Annotated in this window: 11 protein-coding genes; 7 read left to right on the forward strand and 4 right to left on the reverse strand. The window is 36.3% G+C overall.

Annotated features, from left to right (window positions below; all coding sequences use genetic code 11):
* Positions 1-258: 258 nt before the first annotated feature.
* The gene (locus BAQ44_RS17765) at positions 259-855 is read right to left on the reverse strand and encodes an NDxxF motif lipoprotein (RefSeq protein ID WP_071722684.1); all 597 of its coding nucleotides are present in this window, start codon (positions 853-855) and stop codon (positions 259-261) included.
* Between the two features lie 17 nt (positions 856-872).
* Entirely contained in the window at positions 873-1,433 is a 561-nt protein-coding gene (locus BAQ44_RS17770; RefSeq protein ID WP_071722688.1) for an HAAS signaling domain-containing protein, read from the reverse strand.
* A 398-nt stretch (positions 1,434-1,831) separates the two neighbouring features.
* Here BAQ44_RS17770 and alsS point away from each other — a divergent pair, with 398 nt between their 5' ends.
* A complete protein-coding gene (gene alsS, locus BAQ44_RS17775; RefSeq protein ID WP_071722690.1) occupies positions 1,832-3,520 on the forward strand; it encodes an acetolactate synthase AlsS in 1,689 nt (562 codons plus the stop codon).
* A 16-nt stretch (positions 3,521-3,536) separates the two neighbouring features.
* Positions 3,537-4,295, forward strand: a complete 759-nt coding sequence (alsD, locus tag BAQ44_RS17780; protein WP_071722692.1) for an alpha-acetolactate decarboxylase — start codon at positions 3,537-3,539, stop codon at positions 4,293-4,295.
* A 62-nt stretch (positions 4,296-4,357) separates the two neighbouring features.
* Here the strand turns inward: alsD and BAQ44_RS17785 are convergent, their stop codons facing one another.
* Positions 4,358-4,975 (reverse strand): DNA-3-methyladenine glycosylase, encoded by a 618-nt coding sequence (locus BAQ44_RS17785; RefSeq protein ID WP_071722694.1) that lies wholly within the window; start codon positions 4,973-4,975, stop codon positions 4,358-4,360.
* A gap of 134 nt (positions 4,976-5,109) precedes the next feature.
* Between BAQ44_RS17785 and BAQ44_RS17790 the strand changes: the two genes are divergently transcribed.
* Both BAQ44_RS17790 and BAQ44_RS17795 read left to right on the forward strand, forming a co-directional pair.
* Complete coding sequence (locus BAQ44_RS17790) at positions 5,110-5,979, forward strand: Cof-type HAD-IIB family hydrolase (RefSeq protein ID WP_071722696.1); 870 nt, start codon at positions 5,110-5,112, stop codon at positions 5,977-5,979.
* A 396-nt stretch (positions 5,980-6,375) separates the two neighbouring features.
* Positions 6,376-8,883 (forward strand): SpaA isopeptide-forming pilin-related protein, encoded by a 2,508-nt coding sequence (locus tag BAQ44_RS17795; protein ID WP_071722698.1) that lies wholly within the window; start codon positions 6,376-6,378, stop codon positions 8,881-8,883.
* A gap of 57 nt (positions 8,884-8,940) precedes the next feature.
* Here BAQ44_RS17795 and BAQ44_RS30410 read toward each other — a convergent pair whose 3' ends face one another.
* Positions 8,941-10,680, reverse strand: a complete 1,740-nt coding sequence (locus BAQ44_RS30410) for an N-acetylmuramoyl-L-alanine amidase (RefSeq protein WP_071722700.1) — start codon at positions 10,678-10,680, stop codon at positions 8,941-8,943.
* Between the two features lie 259 nt (positions 10,681-10,939).
* On the opposite strand from BAQ44_RS30410, the gene BAQ44_RS17805 reads away from it, so the two are divergent.
* The 3 genes from BAQ44_RS17805 to BAQ44_RS17820 form a co-directional block, all read left to right on the forward strand.
* A complete protein-coding gene (locus BAQ44_RS17805) occupies positions 10,940-12,430 on the forward strand; it encodes a coproporphyrinogen III oxidase (protein ID WP_063263540.1) in 1,491 nt (496 codons plus the stop codon).
* A gap of 350 nt (positions 12,431-12,780) precedes the next feature.
* Entirely contained in the window at positions 12,781-14,337 is a 1,557-nt protein-coding gene (locus tag BAQ44_RS17815) for a fatty acid--CoA ligase (protein WP_071722702.1), read from the forward strand.
* 612 nt (positions 14,338-14,949) lie between these two features.
* Positions 14,950-16,853 (forward strand): Cna B-type domain-containing protein (locus tag BAQ44_RS17820; RefSeq protein ID WP_071722703.1); only part of this gene is annotated, 1,904 nt, incomplete at its 3' end.

A 16,853-nucleotide genomic window follows, 5' to 3' on the forward strand; every position in this document is an offset into this window, starting at 1 on the left:
AGTAAAAGAGTAACTTAGGGTTGAGTTACTCCAATTGATAAAAATCCTATACTTTGTCAATATAGTGATTTTATCATCTACTATTTGTTGTTATTTGGAGTTTGTTGTTTGTTTTTTGTTTGTTTTGTTAGGGCCTCCTTTAAGGGGGCCTTTTTTCTATGGAAAACGGATGAAGTGCATCCCTATACATAAAAAAATCCTCTTTAAAATAGCCGTATGTTAATGACTATTTTAAAGAGGAATGCATGATATATATTATCACTTGCTGAAATACTCCGTCTCAATATTCTTTTCCTTCAAAAACGTTTCAATCTCTTTTTGCTTCCTACCATTCACTTGCTCAAAGCGTTTTGTAAAAGAAAAATCAGTTTTGAATAAGTTACCATCTTGAGCGAGTTTGTCTAATTCTTGCTCTAGTTCTACTGAAAGTGTTGTAGATGCTGAAATGAATTCGTACATTTCTTTCGAAGGTTTTTTGTAATCATCAGGGATCGTATTGTTACTAATAAAATCATGGAAGTTCGCATCATTTTGTTTTGCTAAATCTACTAGTTGTTGTAGTTTCTCCCGGTCGGATTCCGTGATTTCCTCGTCAGACATGGCTGACGAAAGTGGAACGATGTTTTCGTCCAACTCTCCGCTATAATCTAAATACGTTTTTATATTTTGTTTCATTTCATCTTCATTAATCGTTTCATTCTTTTTTGAGGAAGTGAATATAGTTTCTGGAATTTTTATCGTAACATCTTTAATAGATTGTACATCGTTTTCTTCCTTAGGTTGTGCACTGTTTGAACAAGCTGATAGAAATAAAATTGTAAGTAACGTGAGTGGGTATAAAATATACTTTTTCATCTTAATCTCCTTTTGCATTAGTGTCTTTGTAAAATAGCTATATTCCATTTCAAGTACTTAACTAAAGTTGCGTATAGATGTTTTATCATTTGATAACATATGACAGATATGAGTAAACCGCTGCAAAAAGCGATGAACACATTATAAACATCGGAATAGCTAATTTGATGAAACCCTTTAAAGAATCCTAACCCTATTAATAAAATAGGTGAGATGATTAATAATGGAGTGGCAATGATAAGTGCTAGAAGAATCGGTAATAAAAAGAGTAGTACGAAAAAGGCGATAATGATAAAGGCAAAGTTTAAAACACTTAAGCTCATAACAGAAAATAGTGCGGTTATCATATTTTTAAAGCTTCGTTTATTATCAGCATTGCTTACTGCATAGGAAACAGTAAGTTCTTTCGCGATCGTTTTAGGGTTTCCTAGTTTTCTAGAAATTTCTTCTTCGCATTTTCCATCTTGTTTACCACTGATAAAATGAGTTTCATACTCCGAAATAATATCTTTCTTTTCTACATTAGGCATATTCCGTAGGGAAGAATGAAGTTGTTCCAAAAATTCATTTTTGTTCATAACAATCACTTCCTTTATAAAATGATGAATGAAAGCTGAGAATCCTATTTTTGAAAGGGAGGATACGAAATACAAAGCGTGTTCCAATTAATGGGTATTCCAATATTTACAAATATATCATTTACTAGTGTTCTTTGCAAGGTACTGTGAAGTTTTTAATACTGTGATGAGATAAAAGTTTTCCGTATATTTTTAGAGGAGATATAAAAATATTATTTTAGGATAAGCAAAGGTTGTAAGCGTATTCTCTAATGGTTGTCAAAAAACTGTCAAATTCATATTGTTGGAAAAATAATGCATTTGTACTATAATAATAAACAATACTTCACCACATTAATTAACTAGGTGAAATTAAAAAATCTTTATTACACACATTATGAAATAAAGGAATGATTAGTTTGAGTACAGGTGTAAAAGCAAACGACGTGAAGACAAAAACAAAAGGAGCAGATCTTGTTGTTGATTGTTTAATTAAACAAGGTGTTACACATGTTTTCGGTATTCCAGGAGCGAAAATTGACTCTGTATTTGATGTACTGCAAGAAAGAGGACCAGAGTTAATTGTTTGTCGTCATGAACAAAACGCAGCATTTATGGCAGCTGCTATTGGTAGATTAACAGGGAAACCGGGCGTATGTCTTGTAACTTCAGGACCAGGGACATCAAATTTAGCGACAGGTCTTGTTACTGCGAATGCGGAGAGTGATCCCGTTGTTGCTTTAGCTGGTGCAGTTCCGCGTACAGATCGATTAAAACGTACGCATCAATCTATGGATAATGCTGCACTATTCGAACCAATCACAAAATATAGCGTAGAAGTAGAGCATCCTGATAATGTGCCAGAAGCATTAAGTAATGCATTCCGAAGTGCGACTTCCACAAATCCAGGAGCTACTTTAGTAAGTCTTCCGCAAGACGTTATGACTGCGGAAACGACTGTAGAGTCTATCGGTGCGCTTTCTAAGCCACAGCTTGGAATCGCTCCCACACATGAAATTACATATGTAGTAGAAAAAATAAAGTCAGCGAAATTACCGGTTATTTTACTCGGTATGAGAGCGAGCACAAATGAAGTGACGAAAGCTGTTCGTGAATTAATTGCAGATACAGAACTTCCTGTCGTTGAAACATATCAAGCAGCTGGTGCAATTTCGCGTGAGTTAGAAGATCATTTCTTCGGTCGCGTTGGATTATTCCGTAACCAACCAGGTGATATTTTATTAGAAGAAGCAGACCTCGTTATTTCGATCGGTTATGACCCAATTGAGTATGATCCGAAATTCTGGAATAAGCTTGGGGACAGAACGATTATTCATCTTGATGACCATCAAGCAGATATCGACCATGATTACCAACCAGAACGCGAATTAATTGGTGATATTGCCTTAACAGTAAATAGAATCGCAGAAAAATTACCGAAACTTGTGTTAAGTACGAAATCAGAAGCAGTGTTAGAACGATTACGCGCGAAATTATCAGAACAAGCAGAAGTTCCAAATCGTGCTTCAGAAGGTGTTACGCATCCACTTCAAGTCATTCGTACACTTCGTTCTTTAATTAGTGACGATACAACTGTTACATGTGACATCGGTTCCCATTCTATTTGGATGGCGAGATGTTTCCGTTCTTATGAACCACGTAGATTATTATTTAGTAACGGTATGCAAACGTTAGGTGTTGCACTTCCTTGGGCAATCGCCGCTACTTTAGTAGAACCAGGTAAAAAAGTAGTTTCCGTATCAGGTGATGGTGGTTTCTTATTCTCAGCAATGGAGTTAGAAACGGCGGTACGTTTAAATTCTCCAATCGTCCATCTTGTTTGGAGAGACGGCACATATGATATGGTTGCATTCCAACAAATGATGAAATATGGCAGAACATCAGCTACAGAGTTTGGCGATGTTGATCTTGTGAAATATGCGGAAAGTTTCGGGGCGTTAGGTCTTCGTGTTAACAAGCCTGATGAATTAGAAGGTGTATTAAAAGAAGCACTAGCAGCAGACGGCCCTGTCATCATTGATATTCCAATCGATTACCGTGATAACATTAAATTAAGCGAAAAATTATTACCAAACCAATTAAACTAATGGAGGCAGATTTGAGATGACTGTTGCGCAATTAATCGATATTGATGCAAAAAGAACGAAAACGAGTAATGAAGTATATCAAACATCTACAATGCTTGCGCTATTAGATGGTATATATGATGGTGTGATTAGCTTTGAGGAATTGAAAGAACGTGGTGATTTCGGCATCGGCACATTTGATCAATTAGATGGTGAAATGATTGCATTTGATAACGAATTTTATCATTTACGTTCAGATGGTTCAGCAGAAAAAGTAGAACCAGAAGAAACAACACCGTTTGCGACGGTAACGTTTTTTGAAAAAGAAATGAGTTATACAGTAGAGCACCCGATGAATCGTGAAGAAGTGGAAGCTTTATTACATGAATTAATGCCAAGTAAAAACTTATTTTACGCTATTCGAATGGATGGTACGTTCCGTGAAGTAAGAACGAGAACTGTTCCAAGACAAGAAAAACCGTATACACCACTTGTTGAAGTGACGAAATCTCAGCCGATTTTTTCATTTAAACATACAGAAGGTACGCTTGCTGGATTTTGGACACCAGATTATGCGCAAGGTATTGGTGTAGCTGGTTTCCACTTACATTACATTGACGATGCAAGAAGCGGAGGCGGACATGTTTTCGATTATGTTGTTGAAAACTGTACGATCCAAATTTGCCAAAAAGCTCATATGCATTTAGCGCTTCCAGAAACAGCTGACTTTATGACGGCTGAATTATCAAGAGAAAACTTAGAGGATAATATTGCGACTGCGGAAGGTGCGGAGTAAAAAGGGAGAGACTGTTCCATTGTGGAACAGTCTTCTTTTATTTGCTGTGTCGTTAGTATTGTTTATTTCTTTGAAACAAACGGATGCCCCTCATAATAAAAACGCCACGGATAATGTACAGCTTCTTCTGCATAGTCGATGTTAATACGAGGTCCTGCTGTTATTTTATACTGTGATGATATGTGTTCTTCTTCTGGAACGAGTTCAATATGTAGTGTGTCGCTTTGTAAGGATACACCTCGTTCTTCTAAAGTAATTCCGAGCGCACGGCATAGTTTGCCAGGGCCGTTCGTTAAATTTTTATATTGTGCCTTCGTAACGTCTGTTTTGTTGTAGCGCGCTAATTTTATTTCTTCTATTCCGTCTACTGGTTCAAGGGCTCGAATGAGAACGCCTTGCGGGGTGCCAACTGGTGCTGTAATGACGTTAAAACAATGATACATACCGTAAATTAAATATACGTAAGCATGTCCAGGTGCGCCAAACATGACTTCTGTGCGATCCGTTCGTCGCCCGCCGTAACTATGTGCGGCCTTATCATCGGGACCTTTATATGCTTCTACTTCTACAATGATTCCGCTTCGCTTTATTCCGTCTACAATATGTACAAGTTTTTGTCCGAGTAATTTCTTTGCGACTTCTAACGTATCGCCTTCATAAAAGGAAGGAGGTGCTTGCATTGTACTATCTCCTTTACTGAGTGTATATGTATATAGTAAACCAAATTTTCAGTAGTAATTCTAACTCGTTCTATTTACTACATTTATTTCATAAATTATGGATAGAGTACAACAGCGAAGAGGGGGAGTGCGACATGATTTATCGCTTACTAGCTCTTAATATAGATGGGACACTACTATACAACAACGGAAAAATTGCAAAAGGATTACGAGAAACGATTGAATTTGTGAAAAGAAAAGATGTATACGTTACATTATTTACGAGCCGTAATTTTCAATCCGCTTATAAGGTAGCAAAGGCGTTAAAATTAGATTCTATATTAGTAACACATGGCGGTGCTTTCGTTTCAGCGACGTTAGATAAGCCGTATGTTCAAAGAAGATTATCGGAAGAGAAGACGTTTAACATTGTGCAAGTGTTAGAGCACTTCGATTGTAACGTCCGCATTTCTCATGAACGGTTTTCAATCGGAAATCGTGAGAGAAATACACCAAACTTAATTGCTCGTACTGTATTATCAAGCGCAGATCCGTTATTTTATCCGGTTCAGTTTGTAGACTCGTTAGGTGATGCGCTTCGTGATCATCCAGTAGCGGCACCAAAAATTGATGTTATTTTCCAAAGTAAAGGTGAAAAAGAACGAGGGCTAAATACATTACGAAAAGCATTCCAAGATGTAGAGTATGTAGAGTGTGATTCAAAACGAATAGAAATTTTGCCGCAAAATGTATCAAAATTACGTGGATTACAATTGCTTGGAGAGCATTTAAATATTTCGCTAAATGAAATGGTTGCGATTGGAGATAGTTTAGAAGATCTAGAAGTAATTGAAAATGTAGGGCTCGGTGTAGCGATGGGGAACTCGCCTGTAGAATTAAAGCAAGCAGCTGACTGGATTACACGTTCAAATAGTGAGAACGGTGTAGAGTACATGATTAAAGAGCATTTCCGTAAGCAATTCCCGCTTCCGTTTTTGAAGAATCATAAAAATACACCGAAATGATGAAAGAAAAACGTAGCTTTTTGGCTACGTTTTTTATTCGTTTTATTTTAGGAATGAAAGCGTTTCACGAAAACGAATTGTGTCTGAAATCTATACAATTTACTTGAATCCTTTAGAAAACTGTTGTAAAGTGGATGATGTTGCCAAAATAGTTACACCACATGAAATATTCTTCAGGTTAATTTTATTGAGCTCCTATACGTAAAAATATTTCCGCATGATAGTTTCGTTCACGTAGTATTTCAAAAATGAATTGTAGTAATCTTATTAATTAGTTGTAGAGTGTCTTTGTTTTATTTAAATGGATTATTTTAAGTTAATGTGAGTAAGGCTTGGTACATATGAAATGTACTTCTTTTTGTAGTTTTAGGAAATTTAAAAGGGGGAATGAATTTTTTGAAGAAATCATTTAATCAAAAAATAAAAAAATTAAGTAGTAGTTTTATAGTCGTGTTACTAGTATGTATGAATTTTCTAATCCATTTACCAAATAAAGCAGAGGCAGCTACACCAGAATTAAAAGGTTTAGGTGATGTATCTTATTACAATGCAATCATTTTTGGAGATCATAGTGCAACGAGTGCGGATATTGAGGGTGCGATGGCTGTTCAAAAAAATATGAATGCATCGAGTTATACAGTTTTAGCAGCTGCATTTGGAGAATGGAACATAGCTGGAGCGCCATGGGTAGATGAAGGATATCCGTCATTATTATTAGGTGGTCAATTTACGAAAGCGGGAACAGGACAAGTAATTATCCAAGATGGAACAGTGGCGATGACAAAAGATGGTGACCCAGAAGGTGCAATGAAGTCATCATATGACCGTATTTCTTATAAAGAGCAAGCGGAGATTAATGCTAAATTTAAAGAGTTTAGAAAAGACGTTGATAGTGTAATTGAGGATGCGGGCCAATTACATACTGATAAACCAAAACTTAATATGAGTTTTGGGATTGGTGAAGATGTAAAAAAACCTAATATTTATGTCTCTTCAGGCCAAACCGGAAAGAAAACATTTGATGTAAAAGACGTTTTTCTTCCGAATGTAGACAATAAAGATTTTATTGTTATTTATTCAGATGCAGAAGAAGTAATTTTTGGTAGCGGTGCAATTTTGTATGATACAAAAAACACTGGTATGGCAACAGACCTAATTGATACATCGCATCAATATGTTCCTGATTCACCTTTTACGGAATTAGCTAGTAAAGTCATTTGGGTGTTTCCGAATGCTACCAAAATATCAACAAAGGGATATGGTGTAATAGGAAGTGTATTTGCTCCAAATGCAGTTGTAGATACAAAGGGTGGTTCAATTAACGGACAAGTCTTTCTTGGTGGATTACACCAAAGAGATGGCTTTGAGGTTCATAACTTTAAATTTAATTGGCCGAAATGGAATAAGCCATCAGGTGAAAAAGTAACAGGTCAATTTGAAATTGTAAAAGTAGACGCAAGTGATGAAACAAAATTATTACCAGATGCAGAATTTGAAGTGTATAAAGATGGTAAACAGATAGATACATTACGAACAGATAAAACAGGTAAAGTAATCTCTAAGAAATTAGAATCAGGTAAATATACAGTAAAAGAAACGAAAGCACCAAAGGGATATAAATTACTAAAAGAAGAAATTGAAGTTACTGTGGAAGAGAACAAAGTAGTACCGATAATAGTTAAAAATGTGAAAGAGTTAGGAAGCTTACAGGTAGTCAAAAAGGATGCTGAGAGCAGAAATGTGCTAGAAGGCGCAGAATTTAGACTAAAAAACGAAAATGGTCAAATAGTTAGGGAGGCGAAAACAACAAATAAAGATGGTGTTGTTACATTCGAAAACTTAGTGCCAGGTAAGTATACATTAGAAGAAACGAAAGCGCCAGAAGGCTACAAAGCGATAGAAGTTACAGTAGAAGTAAACGTTGTAGCAAATAAAGTAGCGAAACGAGAAGTATTGAATGAAAAAGAACCAAGTAAAGGTCCAGAAAATCCAGGCGGAGAAATAGAAAAGCCAGGTGAAGAGACAGAAAAGCCAGGTGAAGAGACAGAAAAACCAGGCGAAGAGACAGAAAAACCAGGTGAAGAAACAGAAAAACCAGGTGAAGAGACAGAAAAACCAGGCGAAGAGACAGAGAAGCCAGGTGAAGAAACAGAGAAACCGGGCGGAGAGACAGAAAAGCCAGGCGAGGAAACAGAAAAGCCAGGTGAAGAAACAGAGAAACCAGGTGAAGAAACAGAAAAGCCAGGTGAAGAAACAGAAAAGCCAGGTGAAGAAACAGAAAAACCAGGTGAAGAAACAGAAAAACCAGGCGAAGAAACAGAAAAGCCAGGTGAAGAGACAGAAAAACCAGGCGAAGAGACAGAGAAGCCAGGTGAAGAAACAGAGAAACCGGGCGGAGAGACAGAGAAACCAGGCGAAGAGACAGAGAAGCCAGGTGAAGGAACAGAGAAACCAGACGAAGAAACAGAGAAGCCGGGTGAAGAAACAGAAAAACCAGGTGAAGAAACAGAAAAGCCAGGTGAAGAAACAGAGAAACCAGGTGAAGAGACAGAGAAGCCAGGTGAAGAAACAGAAAAGCCAGGTGAAGAAACAGAGAAACCAGGTGAAGAGACAGAAAAACCAGGTGAAGAAACAGAGAAACCAGGTGAAGAGACAGAGAAGCCAGGTGAAGAAACAGAAAAACCGGGTGAAGAAACAGAGAAGCCAGGTGAAGAAACAGAAACACCAGGTGAAGGAATGGAAAACGTAGATAAAGGAAAACCTACCTTACCAGAAAAAGAACAAGGTGCGTCCCATGCGCAACGTCTTCCAGCCACAGGACATGATATGAATTATCTACCATTCATTGGTTTTGCTCTTGTTTTATTAGGAATACGTCTTAGATTTATGATTAAAAATAGTTAATAGTTTTATAAAAGGCATAAGAGAAATGTTATCTCTTATGCCTTTTAGTTTTGTTTTTTAAGCTTCAATAACCTTAAGCATTCGATTTAAAAATGCGGCTGATTCAGCACGTGTTGTTGTGCCTTTTGGTACGAATTCATTTCGTTCGTTCCCTTTTACGATTCCGTATGCATAAACATTTTGTAATGCCTTCTTATCGTATGCTAAATCTTGGTCAATGAATGGTAATTTCATTTCTTTTCTATAAATCGAGTTATATGCTAAAGCACGGTCAATCATAATAACAGCTTCGTCACGTGTGATTGTAGCGGTTGGATCAAATTTATTATTTCCACGGCCACTAATGATACCTGCGCTAGCAGCACGATTAATTCCATCTACTAAAGATGTATGTGCTTCGTTTAAGTCTGTAAATTTAGCGTTTCCAGCTGGTAATTTTAAAGCTCTCGACATTAAATTTGCAAACTCAGCTCGTGTTACAAGGCGGTTTGGCCAGTAAGAACCATTTCCATCACCGAACATGATTTTTCTAGCTGCTAACTGACGAATATCTTGTTCATACCATCCACCTGTAATATCGTCTTTTTCATGAGGGACTTCTGGCGGCGGAATAACATCTTTACGATTTTCATTATAGTAAGCATTCGTACCTTTTAAGAAAGCATCCCATTGTCCGCGTTGAATCATAAATGCAGGGCAGTTTTTTCCGCTCCAAAATTGATGTTTTTGAACGTGATCAAGAGATATGTTTAATTCATTCATTAAATAAGCAGCTAACTTGCGCGCGTTTTCTACCGCTTTCGCATAATTTCCATCACTATTCACAGCAATTTCAATTCCGATAGATTCATAGTTTCCTGTCTTATTTCCAGCATGCCAACCAACTTCATTTAATGGAAGATGTTGATAAATTTCTTTGTCATCTACTGTAAAATGCCAAGATGCTGAACGATCAGTATTTCCGCGGGCTTGGCTATCTAAGTACTTCGCATGATTTAAAGCGTTAGCACCTTTACTTGTATTAGCGGTTTCATGAATTGTAATGTATTTCGGTTCCATTGCGTAGCCAGGACGAATGTTTTCATTCCCTTTTGGAACGATCATTTCTTTAAATGTAACACCATAAACGTTATTTGTAGGCAAATTAGATGGTGTTTTGAAGAAAGTTGCGCTTCTTTTTTCGATAGAATCTGTTTTTTCAAATAATGATGCTTTCGTACTTTCAAATGTAGCTGAAGGAGCATAAATCCATTTCTCAGTTCCGTTCATTTGAATTTTAAACCAATTCCCAGCTTGTTCAGTAGGAGCTACTGTTTGTGGCTGTAATGCCGTTGCTTCTTTAAACGATTGGAAAGGGAATGAATATATTGATGTTTTGTCTTTCACAATTAGTTTTTGCCCCGAGAGTTTATGAATCTCTTGTACTTCTAAACTATTATTGTCCTCATTAACCCAACCAGAACCGGATGTGGTTTGTACGTAATATGCATTACCTTTTTTCTTCGTTGCCTTTACTATTGGTTCAGTAATTTCAATATTTGTTTTGGTTTGTAAGTCGTTTGCATCGTATAGTGGAAGTTTTGTTGATAAGTGGAGAAGATATTCGCCCGAGATTTCAAGGTCGTTTTCTTCGTCATGTCTATGCTGCTTTGCATGTTCTTCAATGCTTTTTAAAGCTTGTTCATCAATAGATAATTCCGCAGTTTTCTCTATATTTTCTGCGAATGAATGGGTAGGTGCTATAAATACTTGTGATGCCAAAGATAGTGCTAAAATGTTGTAAAGCCTTTTTTTCATAGTTGTTTTTTAACACGTTATAGTATCTATGTCGTGTTAACAGTCCTCCTTTAGGTGTATATAAATTAGTAGCAAGTACTAATACGTTCTAGATTGTAACAAGAGTATATTCTAATGTCTATACAACTAGGAAAAGTTCGTGAAAAACCAATATTCAGTTTGTTTTAAATAGGATATAGAAATAAGGTAAAACCTTCTGTATTGACCTACAAACGCCCTTCAAGTAAACTAAAGAGAGTTTGCAAATGAAAAGGTGATAATGTTGTTAATTTCAATTAAAACGTTACAAGATGATCGTTTTTTACGTCCGCTGCAAAATATTGGCGGCTTATTTTTTGAAGATAGTACGATTGGATTTGAGAAAGAGGAAGCAAATCTTATCGTTGATATACACATTGAAGAGAATGTAAAAGCATCTGCTCGTTTAACAGATGTTGCTACTGGAAATGTGTATGAAGAAACATTCGCAAAAGATTTATCTGCTTTCACAGATGAAAAAGAGCGTATGAAGCAAGTGAAGCACGTTGTTTCTTATGTATATCTTTCTGTTCTTCAGCAGTTAACTGGTCTTGAACAAAGCTGGGGCATTTTAACAGGAGTTCGTCCGACAAAACTTCTTCATAAAATGCTTCAAAGTGGTATGTCAAAAGAAGAAGCGCATCAAGAACTTCGTGAAAGCTATTTAATTCATGAAGAGAAAATTGAACTTCTTCAGCGTATTGTGGATTGCCAATTAGCGGTAGTTCCAGATTTATACCGTTTGAAAGAGGAAGTAAGTATTTATATCGGTATTCCATTCTGCCCAACAAAATGTGCATATTGTACATTCCCGGCTTATGCAATTAACGGACGCCAAGGATCTGTTGATTCATTCTTAGGTGGTTTACATTATGAAGTTCGTGAAATTGGTAAGTTTTTAAAAGAAAAAGGTGTAACAGTTACGACGATTTATTACGGCGGCGGTACACCGACAAGTATTACAGCAGAAGAGATGGATATGCTGTATGAAGAAATGTATGAAGCGTTCCCAGATGTAAAAAATGTGCGTGAAGTAACAGTTGAGGCAGGTCGCCCCGATACAATTACGCCAGCTAAATTAGAAGTGTTAAATAAATGGAATATTGACCGTATTAGTATTAATCCGCAGTCATACCATCAAGAGACATTAAAAGCAATTGGGCGTCATCATACTGTAGAAGAAACAATTGAGAAGTATCACTTAGCTCGTGAAATGGGAATGAACAATATTAATATGGACTTAATTATTGGTCTTCCTGGTGAAGGGCTAGATATCTTCAAGCATACGTTAGATGAAACAGAAAAGTTAATGCCAGAATCATTAACAGTTCATACGTTATCATTTAAACGTGCTTCTGAAATGACGCAAAACAAACGTAAATATAAAGTAGCTGGTCGCGAAGAAATTACAGCGATGATGCACGAAGCAGAAGAGTGGACGCAAAAGCATAATTACGTACCATATTACCTATATCGTCAAAAGAATATTTTAGGTAACTTAGAGAACGTTGGTTATGCAATGCCGACGCAAGAAAGCATTTATAACATTGTTATTATGGAAGAAGTTCAATCAATTATCGGACTTGGCTGTGGTGCATCAAGTAAATTTGTTCATCCGAAGACAGGTGCAATTACGCACTTCGCAAATCCGAAAGATCCAAAATCATATAACGATGGCTTCGTAAAATATACAGAAGACAAACTGAAAATTTTAGAAGAGCTATTTGTATAAGAAGAAAGAGGTTGTTCCGATTTGGAATAGCCTCTTTTTTATTTCATTATTTGTGGGCTGATTCAAGTTGCGCTGTATCATGTCAGTTTTTGTCGGTAAGTCGATATATTCGAAAAATCGCTGATATAAATTGAGTTGTGGTCGATATATTTTAAAAATCGCTGATATATTTCAAGTTGTGGTCGATATATTCGGAAAACCGCCGATATAATTTCACTTACTGATAAACGGCACTGTTTGTAAAACTATGTCGATAATAATCAGAAAAATTAGTCAAATCATTAGAGGACAATGTCTACTTATGGACGAAATGATAGATTTATGAAAGAGAAAAGGGGGAAATTGTTGGCATGTACATGACGATAGGGAGAATATTCGATTTAGCAGTTGGTAAGTACCCGAATAAAGAGGCGTTAGTAGAGCCGGAAAAGAATATTCGCTGGACATATAAACAGTGGGATGAGCAAATAAATAAAACGGCGCAAGCTCTGTTGAAAGAAGGGGTAAGAAAGGGAGATACTGTATCTGTTTACTTATATAATTGCCGTGAATTTGTAAACGTTTACTTAGCCTGTGCGAAAATTGGGGCAATCTTTAACCCGATTAACTTCCGTTTAAAAGCAAAAGAATTATCGTATATCCTTCAAGATGCAGCCTCGAAAGTAGTAGTTTTTGAAAAAGCAGTTGAATCAACTGTTGCTATCATTGAACGAGATTTTCCAAATTCGTCTTTTTGGTATGTAGAAGACGATACACCTTCCTATGCGAGTTCTTACCATGAAAAAGTAAATGAAGCATCAGCTGAAAAAGTAAATATTGAAGTCGATGAAATGGATTATTGTTCTATGTTATATACGAGCGGTACGACTGGTCATCCGAAAGGCGTACTACATCGCCATCGAGAAATGACTGAGCATAGTATGATTTGTACGTATTTCATAAAATATAATAGAGATAGTGCTGGACTTGTTGTAGCACCTTTATATCATTGCGGCGAGTTAAATGCTGGGATTATTCCGCGCATTCAAGTTGGTGGAAAGAATGTGATTTTACATCACTTTGATACAGATAGAGTATTACATACGATTCAAGAAGAGAAGATTACGACGTTTTTTGCAGCACCGACGATGTGGAATATGTTACTGCAAAAAGATTTAACACAGTACGATTTAACTTCGATGAAGATTGGTGTTTATGGAGGAGCAGCGATGGCTCCAGCGCTAGTGAAAGAATGTAAAGAACGTCTTTATATCGATCTTGTCCAAATTTACGGAATGACAGAAATGGGACCAGTTGTTGCGTTTCTCGTAGAAGAAGATCAAATTACGAAAGCAGGTTCAGCGGGAACACCATGCTTTAGTCATGAAATCCGCATCGTAAAACCAAACGATGATGCACCAGCAGAGCCAGATGATGTATTGCCTCCTTATGAAGTTGGGGAGATTATTTTGCGCGGCCCAACTATGATGGCTGGTTATCATAACCGAGAAGAAGCAAATGCAAAATCGATGTATAAAGGATGGTATCACTCTGGTGATTTAGGTTATTTCGATAAAGATGGCTATTTATTCGTCGCAGATCGTGTGGATGATATGGTAATTAGCGGAGGCGTTAATATTTATCCACGTGAAATTGAAGATTTCCTTCATAGTCATCCTGGTGTATTAGATGTTGCGGTGCTTGGTGAGCCAGATGAATTATGGGGAGAACGCGTTGTAGCTGTTGTTGTAAAGAAAGATGAAGCGATTACAGAAGAAGATTTGGAAATATATTGTAAAGAGAGTGATGAACTAGCAGATTATAAACGTCCACGTCATTACTTATTTGTGGATGAACTGCCTCGTAATGCGAGTGGGAAATTACAAAAATTTGTCCTGAGAGAGTCGTTGAAAGGTGCGAAACAATAGGGAGTAGAGCAGTCGTCTATACAAATAAAGCTAACTTTTTTCATAAGAAAAGATAGCTTTATTTTTTTGAAAACGATTAAAAAAATGGTGTATTTCTTCTATTGAAATTCTCTTTTATTATTATGTAAAAATATTTTTTGGAGTATTGCAGTTTGATTGTAAATGCATATATACCGCTTTGTATAAGGGTTTTATGATTTTTTTAGGTGTATTTTTTAGATGTTAAAATAATAAATGTAGTAAGAATGGAATAAAGGTATTAGAGGAGAATTATTGCTAAAAGATAAAGAAAGTCAGTCATCAGATGACCGTATGGATAAAGTGGTCATTTAGTATATTTTGGTAGCATGAATATAGTAACAAATTAATATGTAAATGAACAGTCTTGTAATGCATTTTTATTAGGACTAGTATTTATTGTTGGCTGCCCGAAAAAAGTAGGAATGAACACAATATAGTGAATGAATTGTGCTTTTTATTACTTTATGTTGTAGAACTAACGATGGTTTGATGCTGCAAATAATCTTTAGTCTGTAACCCCTTAGTATAAGGGGTATTTTGGGTGGAATGGATTTCATGGTTAAAAGTTTAACAATTAATATTGGAGGTTTTATGAGTACATATTTAAAAAGAATATCTGTAATTTGTTTTATTTTTACTGTTATCATTGGACAAGTTTTTACACCTATCATAGGTCATGCTCAAGAATTAAACACAGCAGGATTTGTTGATAGTTTTGTAATCGAAAAAACAACGTTAAATTATGGAGAACAGACTAGCATACGTGTAGAGTTTAGTGAAAAGCCTGGAAAAGAGATGAAGTCCGGGGATACATTAACGTTAGCACTTCCTCCAGAATTAAAGGGTTTTAGTGGCACAATTGCATTAAAGGATGAGTCAGGGCGTGTTTTTGGTACGTGCCAAATTAATGGAAATAATGTAGTTTGTACATTTAATGATACAGTAGAGAAGCTTGAGAATATTAGAGGGAAATTTAATTTCACCGTTCAAGCTACGAATGTAGAAGCAGGAAAAACGAAAGATGTACAAACAAATTTAGGAACAAATTTAGAAAAACAAACGGTTAGCATTACTCATCCAAAAGGGGACGGTAAAGAGCCGGGAATCTTTTTCTATAAATCTGGTGATATTCAGCCAGACAAAAGTAATGAAGTACGTTGGTTTTTAAATATTAATTTAAAGAAACAACATTTACATGACAATATCGTTTTGAAAGATACGTTACAAGAAGGACAAACGCTTAATACAGGTAGTTTCTATATAACGATTAATAATAGAGAATATTTGTCTCTTGAGCAATTTCAACAGCGAGGCTATGGATATATTAAGTTTACTAGCGATAACTCATTTGAAGTTGTAGTTTATAGACATATGGGGAGCGCTAATTCATTTACCGTTGCTTATACATCAACTATAACTGAGAGTGGAAAGAAATTAGAATTTCTACAAAATGACTATAAACTTGATTATCAAATTTTATATGAGAAACCTACTTCTGAATCGAATAGCGTAAAGGTTAAAAATATATCATTCGGTGGCGAAGCTGAAGGGGATTTACCTGCAAAAGGAACGCTGCAAATTGTAAAGCATATTGAAGGAAACGAAGGGGAAGTGATCCCAGGTGTTTCTTTTAAATTATTTACAGAGTCAGGACAGCAAATTGGTGATTCTTATACAACGAATCAAGATGGAATAGTCGAAGCGCCAAACCTTGCTCCAGGTAATTACTATGTGCAAGAAATCGCTGCTCCGAACTACGTAGAGTTTGATCCGAAAGCAAAAATTTCTTTTACAATTAAGCGGGATGCTGTAAACGGAATTAAACTTATGATTCCAAACAAGTTAAAAACTACATCTGTTACAGGAACGAAAACGTGGGAAGGCGATAAAGTAAACGATCGCCCAAAAACGATTAAAGTAGATTTACTACAAAACGGTAAAGTCATCGCAACGAAAGAAGTTACGTCAGCGAATGGCTGGAAATATGAGTTTGAAAAATTACCAGCAGTTGATAATGAAGGAAAAGCTTATACGTATGAAATAAAAGAACAACCAGTATCAGGATATCAATCGAAAGTTAACGGATATGATATTACAAATATAAAGATACAAGAAGCAACCGAAACAGAAGAACAAATGAAAGAAGAAACATTAGAAGAATGGGAAGCCCCAAGTGAACCACAAGAACCAAATGTGACAGAAGAGCCGAAAGAGCTTGAGAATCCAGAAGTAACAGAAAAACCGGAAATTTGGGTAACACCAGAAGAAGAACAAAATAAAGAAGAAACAATAAAAGAGCTAGAAGATCCAGCCAAACCGGAAGAGCCAAAGGTGACAGAAGAACCGAACGTGTTAGAGAAACCAGAGGTGAAAGAGAAGCCGGAAATTTTAGTAACACCAAAAGAAGAAGAAACTAAAGAAGAAACGACAGAAGAAATAAAAGAAGAAAAACCGGAAGAGCCAAAGGTGACAGAAGAACCGAACGTGTTAGAGAA

The organism is Bacillus mobilis (assembly GCF_001884045.1).
Lineage (GTDB): Bacteria > Bacillota > Bacilli > Bacillales > Bacillaceae_G > Bacillus_A > Bacillus_A mobilis.